Origin of the sequence: Bacillus sp. YKCMOAS1 (assembly GCF_030268125.1) — a bacterium.
Lineage (GTDB): Bacteria > Bacillota > Bacilli > Bacillales > Bacillaceae > Bacillus > Bacillus safensis.
Window position 1 is genome coordinate 213408 of sequence record NZ_BSEI01000001.1, and the last position, 19762, is coordinate 233169.

17 protein-coding genes are annotated in these 19762 nt (G+C 41.6%); 3 read left to right on the forward strand and 14 right to left on the reverse strand.

The genetic code is table 11. The features are described 5' to 3' along the window. The first annotated feature begins 21 nt into the window (after positions 1 to 21). Both QSJ46_RS01185 and QSJ46_RS01190 read left to right on the forward strand, forming a co-directional pair. On the forward strand, positions 22 to 1008 hold the full coding sequence (locus QSJ46_RS01185; protein WP_285604163.1) for an ABC transporter substrate-binding protein: 987 nt from the start codon (positions 22 to 24) through the stop codon (positions 1006 to 1008). Between the two features lie 82 nt (positions 1009 to 1090). Further along, a complete protein-coding gene (locus QSJ46_RS01190) occupies positions 1091 to 2140 on the forward strand; it encodes an NAD(P)/FAD-dependent oxidoreductase (RefSeq protein WP_285604164.1) in 1050 nt (349 codons plus the stop codon). A 91-nt stretch (positions 2141 to 2231) separates the two neighbouring features. Here the strand turns inward: QSJ46_RS01190 and QSJ46_RS01195 are convergent, their stop codons facing one another. After that, positions 2232 to 2801, reverse strand: a complete 570-nt coding sequence (locus QSJ46_RS01195; RefSeq protein WP_048237412.1) for a cob(I)yrinic acid a,c-diamide adenosyltransferase — start codon at positions 2799 to 2801, stop codon at positions 2232 to 2234. A gap of 262 nt (positions 2802 to 3063) precedes the next feature. Between QSJ46_RS01195 and QSJ46_RS01200 the strand changes: the two genes are divergently transcribed. Then, positions 3064 to 3378: a putative quinol monooxygenase gene (locus QSJ46_RS01200; RefSeq protein WP_047202410.1), complete on the forward strand. Its 315-nt coding sequence runs from the start codon at positions 3064 to 3066 to the stop codon at positions 3376 to 3378. A 151-nt stretch (positions 3379 to 3529) separates the two neighbouring features. On the opposite strand, the gene QSJ46_RS01205 is transcribed toward QSJ46_RS01200, so the two are convergent. The 13 genes from QSJ46_RS01205 to QSJ46_RS01265 all read right to left on the reverse strand — a co-directional run bounded on the left by QSJ46_RS01205 (position 3530) and on the right by QSJ46_RS01265 (position 19578). Then, the gene (locus QSJ46_RS01205) at positions 3530 to 4816 is read right to left on the reverse strand and encodes a heme ABC transporter ATP-binding protein (RefSeq protein ID WP_285604165.1); all 1287 of its coding nucleotides are present in this window, start codon (positions 4814 to 4816) and stop codon (positions 3530 to 3532) included. Then, the gene (locus QSJ46_RS01210) at positions 4813 to 5871 is read right to left on the reverse strand and encodes a FecCD family ABC transporter permease (RefSeq protein ID WP_285604166.1); all 1059 of its coding nucleotides are present in this window, start codon (positions 5869 to 5871) and stop codon (positions 4813 to 4815) included. Before QSJ46_RS01210 ends, QSJ46_RS01205 begins: the two co-directional genes overlap by 4 nt. Then, a complete protein-coding gene (locus QSJ46_RS01215; protein ID WP_285604167.1) occupies positions 5837 to 6787 on the reverse strand; it encodes an ABC transporter substrate-binding protein in 951 nt (316 codons plus the stop codon). Before QSJ46_RS01215 ends, QSJ46_RS01210 begins: the two co-directional genes overlap by 35 nt. Before the next feature lie 172 nt (positions 6788 to 6959). Further along, a complete protein-coding gene (locus tag QSJ46_RS01220) occupies positions 6960 to 8351 on the reverse strand; it encodes a glycoside hydrolase family 28 protein (RefSeq protein ID WP_285604168.1) in 1392 nt (463 codons plus the stop codon). Between the two features lie 20 nt (positions 8352 to 8371). Further along, a complete protein-coding gene (locus QSJ46_RS01225; protein ID WP_047202405.1) occupies positions 8372 to 9865 on the reverse strand; it encodes a UxaA family hydrolase in 1494 nt (497 codons plus the stop codon). Next, positions 9862 to 11313, reverse strand: coding sequence for a tagaturonate reductase (locus QSJ46_RS01230; RefSeq protein WP_285604169.1), 1452 nt, complete (start codon positions 11311 to 11313; stop codon positions 9862 to 9864). The genes QSJ46_RS01225 and QSJ46_RS01230 overlap by 4 nt, the downstream gene beginning before the upstream one ends. Positions 11314 to 11371: 58 nt before the next feature. After that, entirely contained in the window at positions 11372 to 12382 is a 1011-nt protein-coding gene (locus QSJ46_RS01235) for a LacI family DNA-binding transcriptional regulator (RefSeq protein WP_047202403.1), read from the reverse strand. A gap of 57 nt (positions 12383 to 12439) precedes the next feature. Beyond that, positions 12440 to 13876, reverse strand: coding sequence for a glucuronate isomerase (uxaC, locus tag QSJ46_RS01240; protein WP_212042280.1), 1437 nt, complete (start codon positions 13874 to 13876; stop codon positions 12440 to 12442). Between the two features lie 135 nt (positions 13877 to 14011). Beyond that, positions 14012 to 15604 (reverse strand): HAMP domain-containing sensor histidine kinase, encoded by a 1593-nt coding sequence (locus QSJ46_RS01245; RefSeq protein ID WP_258182561.1) that lies wholly within the window; start codon positions 15602 to 15604, stop codon positions 14012 to 14014. Positions 15605 to 15769: 165 nt separating this feature from the next. Beyond that, the gene (locus tag QSJ46_RS01250; RefSeq protein WP_107163066.1) at positions 15770 to 16492 is read right to left on the reverse strand and encodes a response regulator transcription factor; all 723 of its coding nucleotides are present in this window, start codon (positions 16490 to 16492) and stop codon (positions 15770 to 15772) included. Positions 16493 to 16666: 174 nt separating this feature from the next. After that, positions 16667 to 17482: an ABC transporter ATP-binding protein gene (locus tag QSJ46_RS01255; protein WP_047202399.1), complete on the reverse strand. Its 816-nt coding sequence runs from the start codon at positions 17480 to 17482 to the stop codon at positions 16667 to 16669. A 20-nt stretch (positions 17483 to 17502) separates the two neighbouring features. Beyond that, complete coding sequence (locus tag QSJ46_RS01260; protein WP_047202398.1) at positions 17503 to 18525, reverse strand: FecCD family ABC transporter permease; 1023 nt, start codon at positions 18523 to 18525, stop codon at positions 17503 to 17505. After that, complete coding sequence (locus QSJ46_RS01265) at positions 18526 to 19578, reverse strand: FecCD family ABC transporter permease (protein WP_107163065.1); 1053 nt, start codon at positions 19576 to 19578, stop codon at positions 18526 to 18528. It lies immediately after the preceding gene. Positions 19579 to 19762: the final 184 nt, after the last annotated feature.

Sequence of the window (19762 nt, forward strand, 5' to 3'; positions counted from 1 at the left end):
TTTGAGAGGAGTTTTGAAAAGATGAATAAGAAATTAATGATCATCGGCTTCATTTCCTTATTGATGCTGATCATGGCGGCATGCGGAGGAGGAGACAAGCCTAAGCAATCAACTACAGCCTCCGGAAGCAAAAATGCCGGAATTGAAAATTCAGGTGATGCTGCAACGAAAACAATAGAGTATCTTGGGAAAAAGTATACCATCCCGAAAAAAGCCGAAAAAATCGTCATTACTGGGGCAATGGAAGCGATGGAAGATGCCGTTGTACTTGATGTTCATCCGGCAGGGGCAATATCAGTAGGAGGAAAGTTTCCGAAAATATTTGCTTCAATCACAAGCGATTCCGAATCAATCGGTGAAAAACAGCAGCCAAATTTTGAGAAAATATTAAGTTTGAAACCTGACGTTATTTTAGGCTCCTCTAAATTTCAACAAGTCGTACTGAACAAGTTAGAGAAAATTGCGCCGACCATTCCAATCTCCCATATCGCGACAAATTGGGAAGCTAATTTAGAGCTAATGGCCGAATTAACAGGAAAACAAACGACAGCAGACAAAATCCTCACTCAATACAAAACAGATGTAAAAGACGCAAAAGCTTCGTTAAAGGAAAAGCTCAAGGATAAAAAAGTAGCCATCATTCGCATTCGGGGAGCACAAGCCTTCGTATATCCAGAAGATGTGTATTTCAATCCTGTCTTGTATAACGAATTGGGTCTCGCCGTTCCTCAGCCGATTAGTTTGGCAAAGACACAAGAAGCAATCTCTGTCGAGCAGCTAGGGGAAATGAATCCGGATTATCTATTTGTACAATTTTCTACGGATGAAAATCAAGAGGCAAGGCAGGCATTTGATGACATGAAAAAGAATCCTGTTATTCGAAACATGACGGCCTTTAAAAAGGATCAGGTTTATATCAATGTGGTACATCCACTCCTTGAAGGAGGACCTGCTCATAGCCGCATCCAGTTTTTAGAAGCCTTGCAGCAGCAATTAGAAAGTAAATGAGACTGCATGAATCAGCTATGAAATCATGACTATGGTCATTTTTAAAAATATATGAAGCAAAAGAAGTGGGGCGAATTGTACGATGAAGGACATGGATGTATATGATGTAACCATTATTGGCGGCGGACCTGCTGGATTGTTTTCCGCCTTTTATAGTGGATTGCGTGAAATGAAAACGAAACTGATTGAATTCCAGCCTTTCCTTGGAGGAAAGGTTCATGTTTATCCAGAAAAGATGATCTGGGATATAGGCGGATTAACGCCAGTTCCAGGCTCGCAGCTGATTGAACAAATTGTTACTCAAGGACTGACCTTTGATCCAAAGGTCGTACTCGGAGAAAAGGTGACCTCTATTTCTCAAGACGAAACAGGTCAATTTGTTCTCCACACCGCGTCCAATCAAAAACATTACTCCAAAACCGTCATTTTAGCTGTTGGAGGAGGTATCCTCAAGCCGATTAAATTGGATATTGAGGGGGCAGAACGATTTGAGGTTCAAAATTTGCATTATACGGTCAAATCCCTTGCACGTTTTAAAGATAAAACCGTGTTGATCTCAGGAGGTGGTAATTCAGCCATTGACTGGGCGAATGAGCTGGAGCCGATTGCCAAGCAAGTGTATTTAACCTACCGGAAAGATGCTTTGAAAGGACATGAAGCCGAAATATCGCGCCTTAAAAATAGCTCTGTCCAATGTCTGCTTCATACCTCGATTGAAAAGCTCATCGCAGCAGACGATCATGAGCGGATTGAAACGGTTGTTCTCAAAAATAATCAGGACGATACTTTATTTAAGCTAGCCATAGATGAAGTCATTATCAATCATGGATACGAACGAGACAAAGAATTACTTGCGAATAGTACCATTAAACTAGAGCAGAAGGATTACTGGATTGCAGGAACTCCACTGAGTGAGACGTCAGTCCGGGGCATTTATGCAGCAGGCGATATTTTGCATCATGAAGGAAAATTACATTTGATTGCTGGGGCTTTCCAGGATGCTGCGAATGCAGTAAACCAAGCGAAGCAATACGTAATGCCTGATGCAAGCGCTCGTGGAATGGTTTCTTCGCACAATGACATATTTATTCAAAAAAACAAAGAGCTAATGAAGCATTTGTATACGAAATAAAGTGTTCATTGCACAAGCAAGACCTGGAATCCCTTTTGTGCTTATAGAACGAAGACGTTTAGCACTCTTCTCATTCGAAGAGTGCTTTTTCTTATTTAGAACGAAACACGTCTGCACTTCGTTCATATTCAACATCAGCTTCACCAAGCCGATGATTCACGATTCGGGCGGCAGCAAATAAATAATCGGATAGACGGTTTACATATGTGAGCGCAACGGCTGGAATCTCCTCTTGTTTCGCAAGCGTCACAATATGCCGCTCTGCTCTTCTGACGACTGTCCGCGCCACATGTAAAAGAGCAGCACCTTCCTGACCGCCCGGTAAAATAAACTTGGTGAGCGGCGCAGCTTCTTCTACATAGACATCCATTCTTTCCTCAAGTACTGCCACAGAGGCTTCTGTTAATTTGCCTACTTTACGTGGTTTCACTGCTGCCAAATCACCGCCGCAGTCAAACAGCTCATGCTGTATAACGATCAGCTCTGACAAAAGGTCCTGAAACAATTCGCCATGCTGCCGTAATTTTGCATGCGCGAGTCCAATAAAGCTATTCGCCTCATCTAACGTACCATATGCCTCTACTCTCACATCATCTTTATCAGCTCTTCCTCCGATCAAGCCTGTTTGTCCCTGATCCCCGGTTTTCGTATAAAGTTTCAACGGTATTCCCCCCTTTTCTACTGCTTTGTCCTTTTAGTATAACCCGAACTAAATAGGATGTAGTTGTTTTACTAAAACATGGTGAATGAATGTCATCAATGAAATAGAAAAGTGAACCATTTGTTAAATTAAGATATTAAATAATAGGATAGATAGTCCATTATGAAGCCCAACCATCCTTTTTATTTCCTTATAAAATAATGATTGAAGATATAGTTTATAGTGTCTAAAATGTGATTAAGACAAAATGAAGGAGGATGGTATGAGTAAATTTAGTTTATTTAACAAGTTTATGGTACAAGAAGGCGAAAAAGAAAAAATGGTTGATATTCTGTTAGAAGCAGCAGAATCAATGAAGAATTTGGATGAATGTGAAATATATCTTGTGAATATTTCCGAGAATGAACCAAGTTCTGTTTATGTTTATGAAGTGTGGGCAAATGAAGATGCCCATCAAGCGTCTCTAGGTCTTGAAGCTACCCAAACTTTAATAAGTCGTGCGAAACCAATTATTACTGGTATGGAAAGAATCAATACTTTAATAACACAAGGCGGAAAGGGCATTTCATCTAACTAGAATTCAACCGTCTTAGATATAAAATTAGAACTGGCTGTCATTGTGGCAGCTTTTTTTCTTAAGAACAATTGTAAGGACTACACATATCTAAAATGTGTAGTCCTTACAATATCAACTGTTTTACTCAACTAACCTAAATATAACTGTACGTTTACTTTTGAATGACTTTCAACTTATGAAGAAGCCCATGCACCTTTTGTCCTAATCTTTCGTGTAAAAGGTCAACATCTTCCGTTTCCTGCGTATTGGGTGCAGCAATACAAAGATGATGGATTGGAATGCTTGTTTCTTGCTTTATGATGTGCATAAGCTGACCTATGAGCTGAACAGCTGCGCCGTCTGATAAAGATCGTTTCAGGATAAGCCAAATGGTCAACTCTTCTTGCTGAAGCATGCTGTAAAGGATCATATCGTCTTCGGCGTCTTCTGCGGCGTATTTCGCTAATCCTTTAGCTTGCTCGAAAAACAGCATATCTTCAGTTGGCTCTAACTGATGATGAAGCGTCTTCGTTCCCGTTCCAATCGACCTTTTCCAAAAGAACCCGCCGTTTTCCTTATGTGAGGTAAGAATGCGAAGAGGCTGATTAATGGAAAATATCATTCCTTCTGAGCCATATGTCCTCCAGCCATCCGCTATGTTTACAATTGATGCATTAGAAGAGACCGCAGGTTCAACCATCAACTGAGGGTTTGCCCTAATTGGATGCTGGAGCGGTGTCACATTTGTTTCATACACACGGTTGATTCGTTCGGTGGTCAAGACGTGATGGGGGAGTCCTAACATGTCAGTCTTTCCTTCATGAAGCAGCAGCAGCCGATCACAATATAAACTAGCAATGTTCACATCATGGAATACGCCAATGACCGTTAACCTAGAGGAAGTCGTTTCTTCTTTAATTAAATCAAGCAAATCTTTTTGATAGGCTAAGTCAAGGAAACTGGTTGGTTCATCCAGCAATAAATATTCAGGTTGCTGCGCCAATGCCTGTGCCAAATACACACGCTGCTGTTCTCCTCCGCTTAACTCATGGATGGGTTGATCCTTAAACTGTGCTACACCCGTTTGTTCCATTACTTTTCTGACGACCAGCACATCTTCTTGCGTGACAGATTGCAGCCACCCTTTTTGATATGGATAACGGCCGAATTGGACGGTTTCTTCCACCGTAAATGAAAAAGCTTGGTCCGTTTTCTGCGGCAGAACTGCCATCTTTTGCGCAAGCGCCTTTGGCTGATAGGATTGAACAAGGTGACCGCCGAGGCGCACTTCACCGCTCTCAGGTGCTAAAACTCCTGCCATCATTTTAAGCAGGGTTGTCTTACCGCTCCCGTTTGGGCCGAGTATACCGAGAAATTCTCCTTGCTTTACTTCAAGGCTAATGCCACGAATAATCTCTTTCTCACCATATCCACCTCTGATTTCCTTCACTTGAATCATACGTGCGTCCCCCCTCTATATTGACGAATGAGGATGATGCCAAATACAGGTGCACCAATTAACGCAGTAATGATGCCAATCGGTAATTCAGTCGGCTCAATGATGGTACGGGATAACATATCTGCTAATACGAGAAAGGAAGCACCGTTCAACATAGACAAAGGCAGCAGATGCCGATGATCCGTGATAGTTAAGAGGCGGATAAAATGTGGAATCACAAGTCCTACAAAACCGATCGTCCCTGATACGGCTACTGCACTTCCGGTCAGAATCGAGCCTGCCAGAAGCACAATATATTTGCTCCTTTTCACATGGACACCTAATAGCTTTGCCTTCTCCTCGCCATACGTCATGACATTTAAATCTCGCCCCATCAACATTAACGCAAAGGTCCCAATTAAAAAGAAAGGAAGAAAAAGCACAATATAACGCCAGCCTCTCATGGACACACTGCCAAGCAGCCAATGAATGATCTCTTTTAGATCATCACCTGTTAAAGCAATCATCAATGAAATGAGCGCACCCAAAAAAGAGCTGAAAATCACTCCTGTCAAAATTAAAGAAGAAATGCTCATCCCCCGATGAACAAGACGCGCAAAAAAGAGAACGAGACACAGGGTCACAAGCGCTGTTGTCATACTGAATAATGGCAGTGTGAAACTGCCAACAAGCGGGAGCTGCCAGCTAAAAAACAGGGTCGCTACGGCTCCAACTGATGCCCCTTGAGATACCCCCAGCGTATAAGGGTCAGCGAGAGGATTTTTTAATAAACCTTGAAAAGCTGCACCAGATAACGCCAGTGCTGCTCCGACTAATGCCGCTAATATGACTCTTGGCAGCCGAATGTTCATCATAATATTGCGATCGATGGAATCAATGGTTCCAAACTGTACTCCGAATAGTTCATGAACAAATATACGAAGAATAGAAGGAATGGGAATCCCTAAGCTTCCAAAGGAGATTCCCATTCCAATGCTCATCACAAGAAGTAAAGAACTTAGTGTATATGCGATGATCAATTTATTTGAACGTGTCAGGATAGACGCTTTTCGCAAGAGCCTCGACTCCTTCAACCAATCGCGGTCCCGGTCTTGATGCGAGATCCGTATTCAATTGAAAGACTTGTTTTTCTTTCACTGCTTTCATTGCATTCCAGCCGTCTCTTTTTTTCAAATCAGCTAAGCTGGAACCATCAATTGTCACGATAACATCAGGATTTCGTTTGATGATCGATTCTTCTGTCATTTGCACCCAGCCAGTTTGATCGCCAGCAGCATTTTTGGCATGGATAACAGAAAGCATTTCATCCATAAATGTATTTTTACCAGTTGTATAGATTTCAGGCGCACCTGACACTTCGACAAAGACAGTTTTTTGTTTGTCTTTTGAAATCGTCTCTGCTTGTTTCTTGATGTCATTCAATTTTGTTTTCATCTCATCTACAAGCTTTGTTGATGCTTCTTTCACGCCAGTTGCTTCACCGATCATATGGATTGATTTGTACACATCCTTAAAGGAGGTTGCATCATTTATAGTCAGCACTTGGATCCCTGCATCTTCAAGCTGTTTAAATCCTTCTTTTGATCCCATTTGAGATGCATGTGCTAACACAAGATCTGGCTTTAAGGAAATGACCTTCTCGACATTAAATTTAAGTCCGCCAATCTTCTCTACCTTTTCGACTTCCTTTGGATAATTATCAAAGTCTGATCGTCCAACCATTTTATCTCCAAGACCGAGTGCATAAGCAACTTCCGTATTACTTGGAATTAACGAAACAATTCGTTTAGGCTGTTCTTTGATTTCGACTGTTTTGCCAGCTGCATCTTTAATCGATACTGGAAATGCCGCAGTGGCCGTTTCTTTATTTTGTGACCCTGTTGCTTTATGATCTGTCTCAGCGCCTGCACATCCTGCTAAAACACCCATCACAAGCAATAACGATAGCCAAATAGCTGTTAACTTTTTCATGAGTGAACCCCCTGGTTTATGTACTGCTTAACGAAATCTCTTTCGTCAATTCTTTTCTAATTTCGGGAATATTATACTACAGTGCAGATAGGTTGTATATGTGATTTCTAAAAGCGTCTTTTCTGTTCATAAAACAAAAAAACAGCCTCTAAAAAGACTGTTTTTCACTCTTCTATTGATTGATTGGTTCTCCATTGATGACGACTTTCTGAAAAGCAGGAGAAACTGCATGCTCTAAAGATAAGGGGTACGCCACTTCATCTATGACACAATCTATCATTTTAAAATGAGTAACAGGAGAATGTGCGTATGCGGCTATTTTCACACCATATCGTCCGCCGCTGCTTTTGAGTCCTTCTACTTCAATATAACGTACAACAGGACGATGCGGACCAGCATCTCCTTCCTCATACATCATGTCGATACAGATCACTTCATGCTTTAGACTTTTGACTGTATTGTTTTTAAAATAAATATGTTCAATCGTACCGCCTCTGACAGAGTTGGTTTTAATACGTAGTGCCCGGTCAAGGTTCGGACTGTCCATTACATTATTTTCTGCATAAACATACTTTACCCCGCCAGAAATCTCGCTCCCGATCGTCACACCGCCGTGTCCATCCCGCATCTCATTTCTACGAATGACGATGTTTTCAGATGGAACCCCTATTCTCCGTCCATCCTCGTTTCTGCCCGATTTGATGGCAATACAATCATCTCCGTTATCAAAGTAACAATCTTCAATGAGCACATTCCGGCAAGACTCCGGATTGACACCATCTGTGTTTGGTCCATGCCCAATGATTTTAACACCGCGGACGATGACGTTACTACTTAATACAGGATGAATTTGCCACATTGGTGAATCCTTCACTGTCACTCCTTCGATTAGAACTTGCTGACATTGGTATGGCTGAATAAAGCTCGATCTTAAATAATGGCCTTCTCCAAACACCCTTTCTTCTACCGGTATTCTCTTTTCCGCCATTTCAAACAAGAGCTGACGATCCCGATCCTGAGAGGGCTGGCCATTTGTCCCATACTTCCAAGGCCACCAATGATGCTCATCCCCTCTGCCATCAAGCGTTCCGGCTCCAGTAATAGCGATATTTTCTGCATGGTGTGCATAAATGAGAGGTGAATAATTATAAAGCTCAATCCCTTCATATCTTGTCAGTACAAGAGGCAGATAATCCTTTGGGTCTTGACTGAATGTCACATAGGCTTTCTCATGCAGATGAAGTTCTACATTGCTTTTCAATTCTAAAGCACCTGTCACAAACGTCCCTGCTGGGATCAGCACCCTTCCTCCTTTCAACCGATGTGCTTCATCGATGGCAGACTGAATGGCATTTGTAGATAACTCTTTCCCTTCCGCATCTGCTCCATAATGAACCACATTCAATTCACGATCTGGGAACTGCGGCGCTTTTATCTGCTTTAACACTTGATCGATCCCGTTTGCTTTTTTATCTTTCTTCCCTTGCTTTGCTAATCGAGCAATTCCGACTCCAGTTAGTACCGTTCCTGCTGTGATATACATCAAATCCCGCTTTTTAGACACTTTCTCATCCCCCAGTCGCCTTAAAGTGTGACACCTGTTTTGAAAATAGCCAGCTCTCTAAAATTGTTTTTCTCATGATTTAACAGCTTCCCACTCGCCACATCAATAACCGTTGAAATGAATTTTTCTAACACAACATCTTCCGGTACATCTTCAAGCAGTTCTCCGGCATTAAAGTCAATCCAGTGCTTTTTTGTTTCATATAAAGCTGTGTTGGTCGAGATCTTCATTGTTGGCACAAACGTACCAAATGGTGTCCCCCTGCCTGTTGTAAAAAGCACCATTTGACAACCGGAAGCAGCAAGAGCAGATGAAGCAACCAAATCATTACCAGGTGCACTTAATAAGTTCAATCCCTTTTGTTTCAGCAGCTCTCCATATTTCAATACATCTTTAATATCAGAAGTACCTGCTTTTTGTGTACAGCCAAGAGACTTATCCTCTAATGTCGAAATTCCACCAGCTTTATTTCCCGGGGAAGGATTTTCATATACCGGCTGTCGATGATCCAAAAAGTATTGTTTAAAGTCATTGATCATTTGCACAATATTGTCGAAAGTCGCTTCTGATGCTGCTCTCTCCATTAAAATCGTTTCAGCACCAAACATTTCGGGCACTTCTGTCAGCACCGTCGTTCCGCCTTGCGCGACAATAAAATCGGACAGTCTGCCTAAAAGCGGATTTGCAGTAATACCGGAAAATCCATCTGATCCTCCGCACTTCAAACCAATTTTCAGCTCAGATAACGGAATGTCTTCACGATGATCTTCTTTCGCCGCATCATAAATTTCCTTGAGTAAAGCCACTCCCGTCTCAATCTCATCTCCTACTTCTTGGCTTCTTAAAAATTTCACTCTCGTACGGTCATATTCACCTAATGTGGACTGAAAATCCTCAATATCATTATTTTCACACCCAAGTCCAAGAACAAGTACTCCTCCAGCGTTAGGGTGCTTCACCGCATTTTGTAAAATGGTTTTGGTATTTTCATGATCGTCCCCAAGCTGTGAGCATCCATAATTGTGCTTTAATACGAGGGCTGTTTCAAAAGGATGGATGTTTCCACCCATTTCAGCGGTGAATATTTGGATCATTTGATCGGCGATGCCATTCACACATCCAACGGTAGGAACAATCCAAAGCTCATTGCGGATTCCGCTTTCGCCATTTTTTCGTTTATATCCTTTAAATGTAAGATTTGTTTTTTCATAGGGGTTTTCTGATAATGAAGGCTGGTATTCGTATTCTAGCTTGCCAGATAGATTGGTTTTAATATTATGCGTATGCACCCATTCTCCAGCAGAAATGGCAGTCACTGCATGACCAATGGGATAGCCATATTTGATAATATTCTCTCTTTGCTTGATATCAGCCAATGCAAACTTATGACCTTTGCCAACGGTCTCTTTTAAGATAATCGTATGTCCTTGATGCTGCAGCTCTTCCCCTTGTTCCAATCCTTTTAAAGCAATACCGACATTATCTGAAGGGTGGATGACAATAAAGTCTTTCATGCCTTCTCCCCCTGATTTTCATATTGATGACGCATCATTTGGTGAACAGCCGCACTCATCCCGTGCTTCTGTATGAGGGTAAGCTGATCAGCTACAGCTTGACTCAATCCATTTACATCCGTTAAATCTCTGCCCCATAATGATTCGTATGAAAGGATCCTCGCTGCAACCGCTTCATTGGAACGGTTTTCCCATGCTTCCTTCATGAGCGTGAGCACAGTTTCATCATCCTTTACCCTTCCTGCATGTGCTCTGTAGAAATAAATGAGACTGCTAAGTGAAAACACAAGTTTCATTGGCAGCTGTTTCTTTTGCTCGACATAATCAAGCAATGACGGAAGATTACGGGTTCGGAATTTGGATACCCCATTCAGTGCAATATCCAGCAATTGATGCTTTACAAATGGATTGCAAAAACGATCCCAAACGGATTGTGTATAAAGAAGAAGCTCATCTTTAGGAAGTTCAAGTCCTGGAAGTACTTCCTCCTCCAGCATACGCCGGATGAACGGACCAACATGCTCATCATCCACAGCTTCTTTTACAGTTTCTATACCGCATGAGTAAGCAATCGGCACCATCGCTGTATGTGCACCGTTTAAAATTCGTACCTTGCTCATACGATAAGGCGCAATATCCTCTACAAAAAGAACATTTAACCCTGCTTCTTGAAACGGGAGCTCCTTTTGCACGAACGCAGGTGCTTCAATGACAAAAAGGTGATAATATTCTGCCGTGACAAGCAATTCGTCAATATACCCTTCTTCCTTTTCTACGATTTCAGCCGCTTCCTTAGAAAATCCAGGAACAATCCGGTCCACAAGCGTATTACAAAACGTGTTGGTCTCTTTTATCCATGTCATAAACGCAGGCGGCAATTTCCACTCAGCTGCCATACTAATCACATATTCCTTCAATCGATCACCATTTTGTTCAACCAATTCACAAGGCAGAATGATCAGTCCTTTCTGCTCATCTCCAGCAAATGCTTTAAACCGGTGATACAAGAACGCTGTCAGCTTTCCTGGAAAACTGGCTTGTGGCCGATCCTCCAAACGGTCCTCCTTTTTGAGCACAAGTCCTGCCTCCGTCGTGTTTGAGAAGACAAAGCGGAGATCCGGGTTTTTCGCTACGTGTAAAAACTCCTCGTAATCCGTATACGTACTAATTCCTCTGCTAATCGATTGGATGATCATACGTTCATTCATTTCTTGCCGTTCATGATATCCCTGAATACATAATGTGTACAAGCCATCTTGTTCATTTAAGGCTGCCACTGATCCTTTTCGAGGAGGGACAACAACCGCTCTTCCTTTAAAATCTGTGCAGTCGTTCAGCTTCTGGATATGCCAATTGATAAATCCTCGCATAAAATTTCCTTCGCCAATCTGCAAAATCGTTTCCGGATACTCAGGTGCCGGGTATATGGCTTTTGATAATCGTTTCAAATGGATTCCCCTCTCCAAGTAATATGCACACGTGAACATTTTTCTGAAAAGGTGCTGATTACTGCACCTTTTTAACTGAGTCTCTGATCATCAGCTCTGTGTGAACATACACTTTTTCCATATGATCTTCTTCCTGCTCTTCACCGTTTATTACTGAAAGAATGGCTTCTGCTCCAAGTGCACACATTTTTTCAATCGGCTTTTTCACCGTTGTCAATGCAGGTGTGGTATAGGATGAAAATGCAATATCATCAAAACCAATAATAGAAATATCATTTGGACACGTTTTGCCTTTTGCAAATAAAGCATTCATTGCACCGATCGCCATGTCATCATTTGAGCAAAAGAGCGCTGTTGGCGGTTCATCAAGGGCCAGCAGCGATTCCATTGATTCATAGCCGCTTTTCATGTGATAATCGCCTTTCATCATATATTCTTTCTTCATAGGTATTTGGTGATCAATTAACGCTTGCAGGAAACCAGCTTTTCTTTCTTGAGTTGATTTAAAGCCTTCTTTCCCTTCAATGATGGCGATTTGTTCATGACCTTGGTGAATGAAATGTTGTGCAGCCTGGTAAGCTCCTTGACTATCATCTGCTAATATATTCATGACTTCATGACTTTCTACACGGCGATTCAGCACAATGATGGGAATGCCCTGTTTCTTCACATGATGGATAAACGCCTCATCGTGCTCGCTTTGACTCATGAGCAAAATGCCATCATAGCGTTGTTTATGAATGGTTGTATAATCGTGAAAATCATCAATTCCTCTTACAAAGAGATTATAATACTCTGTCATGACGCTATTGACACCTTTTAACGCATCCACAAAGAAGCTTGAAGATGTGCCCTCTGTTAAACTCGTAAAAAACAGACCGATTGTAAATGATTTTTGTGATACAAGGCCTCTCGCATGGACATTCGGTGAATAATTCAGCTGTTTTGCAATCGACAAAATCTTTTGTTTTGTCTTCTCTTTAATAAAAGGACTGTTATTCAAAGCCCTTGATACCGTGGTATGAGAGACGTTTGCTAATTTTGCTATGTCTTTAATTGTGACTGTCATGCTATTCCGCCTTTTATGATTTTTTACCATCTTATCATAAAACCGCTTTCATTTTCTTCATGTCATTTTGTTCGGGTGCTGGAGCTGCTTCGCCCGGTCAAATTGGAAATACAGTCTGGCATTTTCATAGCTGATTCCTTTCACGATTCCCCCTAACAGATCAAGATCATATGGAACTTCCCCTTTTTCTACCCAATCTCCGATGATATCGCAAAGCAGTCTTCGAAAATATTCATGCCTTGTATACGACAAAAAGCTTCTTGAATCTGTCAGCATCCCAATGAAACGGCTGATCAGTCCAATACTGGATAGAGCCATCATCTGCTCTGTCATCCCTTGTTTCGTATCATTAAACCACCAAGCTGTACCGTGCTGAATCTTCCCAGGTGCCGTCCCGTCTTGAAAGCTTCCAGCCAATGTGGAAATCACAACATTATCCCTAGGATTCAAGGAATATAGAATGGTTTTTGGCAGTGCCTGTTCTTGTTGTAAACGATCCAATATTCGGCAAAGTGGCTTGGCAATGTCCTCATCATTCATCGCATCATACCCTGTATCTGGCCCAAGCCGCTCAAACATTTTCGTATTGTTGTTCCTAAGTGCATTGATATGAAGCTGCATCGCCCAGCCCCGCTCATAGTAAGCCTGACCAAGCTTAATGAATGTTTGTGTTTTAAATTTAATCTTCTCTTTTTCCGTCAATGCATGACCCGACATTTTTTTATGAAAGATGGCTTCCACTTCTTCTTCCGTCGTTTCTTCAAACGTCATTTCGTTAATGGCATGATCTGAGATCAGGCAGCCCTGTTCATGGAAAAAATCAATTCTTGCACGGAGTGCTGTTAAAAAGTCTTGATAGGATTGGATTGGAGTAGATGAAGCCTCTGCCAGTTCGCGAACATACGCTGTAAATAGGTGATTTGTTATATCAAGAGCCTTATCAGGCCGAAATCCGGGCAGTACTTGCACAGTGAATCCTTCTTCCCGCAGTTTTTGATGATAGCAAAGCGAATCGACTGGATCATCTGTAGTCACGACTGTTTCAACGTTCGATTTCACAATGAAGTCTCTCGCACCAAAACCCTCTCCTTGCAGCTTTTCATTTACTTTTTGCCAGATGATGTGTGCGGTTTTTTCGTTTAAAAGTTCCTCAACTCCAAAATATCGTCTCAGTTCTAAATGAGTCCAGTGATAGAGCGGGTTTCCAATGGTCATGGGAACGGTCTTCGCCCACGCCAGAAATTTCTCATAGTCTGAGGCATTCCCTGTGACGTGTGATTCTGGTATGCCGTTTGCTCTCATGGCACGCCATTTGTAATGATCTCCGTAAAGCCATGCTTCGGTGATATTATGGAAGGTTTTATTTTCATAGATTTCTTTGGGGCTTAAATGACAATGGTAATCTATAATTGGAAGGTCCTTAGCAAACTCATGATATAGCTTTTCCGCCGTTTGACTGTTGAGTAAAAACTGATCATCTAAAAAGGCTTTCATCAAACTCCCCCATCTCTCTTATAAATAAAAATGATTTGTTCACGTTAACAATTTTATTGTAATCGTTTACAAAATTGATTTCAATCCTAAAACAGGAAAAAACGATCTCCTTTAGAAAAGAAAATCGTTTTTTGGCTATTTTACAGGTGATGATTTTTTTAGGATAATCGCAATAGTTGTTCCAGAGCCTAGTTCACTTTCAACTTGAATATCACCGTCATGCAGCAAGACAAGCTCTTTTGCTATCGCAAGCCCGAGACCAGTTCCGTTCGTTGGATCATTTGTATTTGTCCCTCTGTAGTAGCGGTTAAATAGGTGATCCACCGTTTCCTGTGCCATTCCGCGGCCATTGTCTTTCATTTCGATCCGAACTTCTTCATCTGTTTCAGATAAAACAGCTGTAATATGAGTGCCTTTTTCGTTATGCTTCACTGCATTCGCCAGCAGGTTCTCAATCACTCGTCTGAACCAGGCTTTATCGATCTCAAATATGACACCATCAGTTTGATCTTCAAAGGAGGATGGATAATCCTCAGATGAGGAGCTTCTTGAGAACTCATCCATAATGGAAGCTAAAAATTCACTGAGTTCAACCGGCTTCCGATTAATAGGCAGGGCACCATTCTTCAATCGGTACGTGAGGTTTAAATCCTCAATCAGTGTCGACATGTATTCTGATTTCTCACGAATCACCTGTCCCATTTCTATGACTTCTTCCTTGGACCATTGATATTGATCGGATTCAAGCATGAGTCCATAGCCGTAAATCGTACTTAAAGGCGTTTTCAAATCATGAGACAATCCTGCAATCCATTCTTCCCTTGTGGTTTGAATTTTTCTTCGGTTTGATTCGTTCTCTTTTAACGTATGTGTGAGCTGATCCATTGTTTTTAGGATATCCTCAAATAAACGATATTCCCGCTTAATACGGCCTTTTTTATTTTTACTGACTGGAATTCCCTTTCTATTTGTTGGTTCCTGCAATTTATTTTTTGATAAGAAAATCAGCCAGCGAATAATATGATAAATTGGCAGCCCATAGCAATACGAGTACCATAATGTCATCACAATAATAATAGTGAGCGCAAGACCTGCAATTAAGATGGTTGTATATTGATTTAAAGCGTCTGTCTCCTTATCGTAAAGCTCGTCTGGGCTGTATACTTTATTTGGTACCGAAACGATAATATACAGGTTTTTATTCACCTTCATATAAGTGAGGTCACTTCTAAACTCCCAAGGCTTCGATTGATACTTGAGCAATTCAATATCTGTTACGTTATGCTTCAAACTTGTGTTGGTCCGAATGCCTTTTAAATATTTTCCTTCTTCATTGAACAGATGAACCGATCCGTTCATTCTCTTCAAGAATTCTTTCGTTTCAACCGAATATTGAGATAATGCAGCCAAATTTTTCTCGTGCTGCTTCAGATAATTGGCTACCTTTGTGCTGTTCGTTTTGAACCCATATAACACAATAAAGCTTTCTTGATCAATCTCAATTGGCCAGAAGTACATCTTGTAATCTTTAAATTCTCTTTTTTCAAAGATCTTAATCATTTCATCCTTTTGATAGGATGTTGGAATAGATTTAGGGCGGTGATAGCTATAAACGTTTTTCTTTTTTGAATCAATCACTTGCAGCCAGCCGTCTCGTTTTTGCACTGCTTGCTTGAGCTGATCGTCGGCTTCCATTTTTCCATCCTCGTTAAAATAAAGCCAGCTCATGAGTGTATCTCCATCAGCTTTAGTTAAACCAGTTTCAGCCATGTTCTCGTAGTATTTTTTTACATATAGATTATCAGAGAACGTATTTCCGATTATAAAAACAGCAATCACAATAAACATTTGTCCGACAAAGTGAAAGAAAAGTTTTGCTCGTAAATTCATAATTTATTGAAGGACCTTTGCAGGGTGTGGTATAAATTTATATCCCATACCACGGATCGTCACAATATATTCGGGCTGACTTGGATCTAACTCGATCTTTTCTCTCAGCTTTCGAATATGAACCATGACAGTGTTGTTATCACCATATGATGGGACGCCCCATACTTTCTCATAGATTTGATCTTTTGAAAGAACCACATTCGGATGATCACAAAAGTACTTCAGCAAAGAAAGAAGCTGAGCTGAGCATGCCGTCACCTCTCCTCTTACTTTCAATTCAGCTGCATGAGGATGATAGGAGAAATGGGCATAATGATATTGGCTTTGAGTGTCTTCTTGTTCCTCCTGTAAGGAGATATATGTTCGGTTTAGGTGAGCCTTAATTCTAGCCACTAGCTCAAGAGGATTAAATGGCTTCGTGATATAATCGTCTGCCCCCTGCGCAAAGCCCGTCAGTTTATCGACATCAGACGTTCTTGCAGTTAAATAAAAAATAGGCGCTTTCGTTACTTTTCTGATTTCAGGCAGAACGTCAAAGCCAGATTTACCGGGCATCATCACATCTAGAAGTAAGAGGTGGATGTCCTCCTTTTTGACAACATCTAATGCTTCATCTGCATGGTATGCTTTATAAATATGCTTGAATCCTTCTTTTTTTAATACGCGTTCAACCATTTTCACAATTGCTTCTTCGTCATCTGCAATCAATATTTTTGCTGTTTCCACGCATCTCTTTCCTTTCTAGCTATGATCTCTAACCGTATATTACCATTGTCTAAAGTAAAAAAGTACCTCTTTTCTGCATAAAAGCGAAAAAATATCAACTGGAGAAAATAGCAGCACTAGGAAGTTTCAAACACGAAAAAAACCCGGCAGCTGCACCGGGTTCCTTTACATCTATTATCCATTTACAGCTTCTAGCTTTCGTTCATGATTCATTAAATCATATGTTAAACAAATCGGCTTATTCGTTCTAGGATCAAGCACAATTTCTGCATCAATATGGAATACCTGACTGAGTACCTCTTTGGTCATGACCTCATGAGGCGTACCGTCTTTTATGACTTTCCCTTGATTGAGGGCAATCATGTACTGTGAAAAACGCGCCGCATGATTCAAATCATGGATGACCATCAACACAGTTCGCCCCTGCTCTCTATTTAAGCGTTCTAACAGCTGCAGAATCTCGAGCTGATGTGCAAGATCCAAATACGTCGTAGGTTCGTCCAATAGGAGCAGCTCTGTTTCCTGGGCAAGTGCCATCGCAATCCATACACGCTGACGCTGTCCGCCTGAAAGTGCTTCAATTGGCCGATCATGAAAAGCGATCATTCCCGTTTCCTCAAGTGCCCATCTGATGATTCGTTTATCTTCATTTGATAAGCGACCAAACCCATTTTGATGCGGGAAACGTCCATATGACACAAGCTCATACACTGTCAGTCCACTAGGTGCTTCGGGTGTTTGCGGTAAGATCGCCATTTGTTTTGAAATTTCTTTTGTCGGCGTCTCATGGATAGCCTGGCCATTTAAATAAACAGCTCCTCGATTGGCCTTCATAATACGAGACATCGTTTTTAAAATGGTTGATTTCCCGCAGCCATTCGGTCCAATCAGTGTTGTCACCTTGCCTTTTGGGATACTGACATTCAAATCTTCTACAATCAAACGGTCTTGATAACCGATACAAAGCTTTTCTGTTTCGAGCGATTTCATATGTTGTCTCTCCTTCCTCATTAGTTCGATTTCATCAATAAGTAAATGAAGTAAGGTGCGCCTAAAGCAGAAACGACAAGGCCAACTGGCACTTCTGATGGTGCAAGTATGACGCGGCCAAGTGTATCCGCCAACAATAATAACAGCGCCCCAATCAACGCGGAGGCCGGTATCATTCCTTGATGCTTTGGCCCAACAAGCTTTCTCGCCAAGTGCGGTGCGGCTAATCCTAGGAAAGAGATACTTCCTGCAACAGCAACACTCGCACCTGCTAATGCAACGGCAATCAGCATGAACAAGCTTCTTTCTTTATGAACTGAAATGCCTAATCCATAGGACAGCTGATCACCCAAATTCATGATATTTAAATAGCGTGATCTGACAATCGCGAATATAAGGAAAATCACCATCCATGGCAGAACAGATAGGACATACGTCCAGCTTGAGCCATAAATACTTCCAGATAACCACACGATGGCTTGGTTAAAATCATTTGGGCTCATTTTCAATTGAATGACCACAATCGCTGCTGAAAACGCAGCATTAACACCAATACCAGTTAAAATCAATCGGACAGGTGTGATGCCTTTTTTCCACGCTAACACATAGATGAGAAATGCAGCAAAGCCTGCACCTACGAACGCGAAAAGCGGCAGTACAAAAATCGAGAAATCACCTAAATTCGCCATCGTGCCTTGAAATGCAAAGATAAATAGCACAACGGCAAAGCCAGCGCCGGCATTGACACCGAGAATACCTGGGTCAGCTAAACCATTTTGCGAAACACCTTGCCAAATCGCTCCTGATACAGCGATAGAAGCACCGACAAGTAAAGCGATGACCATTCTTGGAAGTCGGAATTCGAATAATACGAGCTCATCCATTTCACTTCCGAATCCAAAAAGTGTTTTCAATGTATCCATCGGAGAGATCCGAATTTCTCCGGTATTTAAACTAATAAGGAACACAGCTACGATCGCGAAAAAGATCATGAGCATCGTTCGTTGATATTTCTTTTTCTTTGCTTGCTGCACCATTTCCATTTAAATTCCGCTCCTTTCACGTCTAGCTAAATATAAGAAGAAAGGAACGCCTATAATCGCCGTAATGGCACCGACTGGCGTTTCAAACGGAGCATTGACCAGCCTCGCAGCAATGTCTGCATAAATTAACAAAGTGGCCCCTAAAATAGCGGAGCATGGGATAATCCAGCGATAGTCCACTCCGACCAAGAATCGAGTGACATGAGGGATCACAAGCCCGATAAAACCAATAGAGCCTGCTACCGACACGGCAGCACCCGTTAAAAGAATAACAACCAATACGCCAAGCACCTTGACCGTTTTCGTATACTGTCCAAGTCCTTTCGCCAATTCTTCACCTAAGCTCAGAACCGTGATCGAACGGGCAAGGATCATTGCAATGATTAGTCCTGCAATGGCAACTGGAATGATGATATGAATGTTGCTCCAATTCACACCTGCCACTCCGCCAGCATACCAAAAGCTCATATCTTGAGCGACGTCAAAACGAATGGCAATGGCTGAAGAAATTGAGCTCAAAAGTGCTCCAACCGCTGTACCAGCTAGTGCGAGTTTAACCGGAGTCAGTCCCCCTTTTGACATAGTACCGACACCAAATACAATAGAGGCACCGAGTGCGGCTCCAACAAATGACCAAAGAATTAATGTGAAAGAAGATTGGCCAGGGAAAAATGCTAATGCAATGGCAATCGCAAAAGCGGAGCCATTTGTCACACCCATAATCTCCGGTGACGCCAGCGCATTTCTTGTCATTCCTTGCATAATGGCACCTGATACGGCTAAAAAGGCACCGACGAGCGCGGCTCCAACTGTGCGCGGCAGCCTCAATTCCCGAATGATTTGATGTGAAGTTTCTTGTGGATCAAAATGAAAAACGGCTTCCCATACAGTCTGTAGATGAATGTTTGCCGCTCCTAATGATACCGATAAAAAAAGACCAAATGCTAAAGCGATGATTCCTATGATGATAACAGCTGCTGTTCCAAAAGGCTTCGTGACAATATCGATCGTATCATCGCTGGCTGGCAGCTGTTTATTCGATTGTGAGCCCAAAACCAGTCTCTTCCTTTCCGTTCATGTTTATTCTTTATTAGTGATAATGATTATCAATCTCGAAGTCTAGTATATCACTTTCTTTTCTTTTTGAAATCATTGTTCTGATAAATTTCTTTATTTTCATCAAAAAACTGTGAGAATTTCATCATTTTTCTTTAGGCCTAAATTAGCCAATGCATTT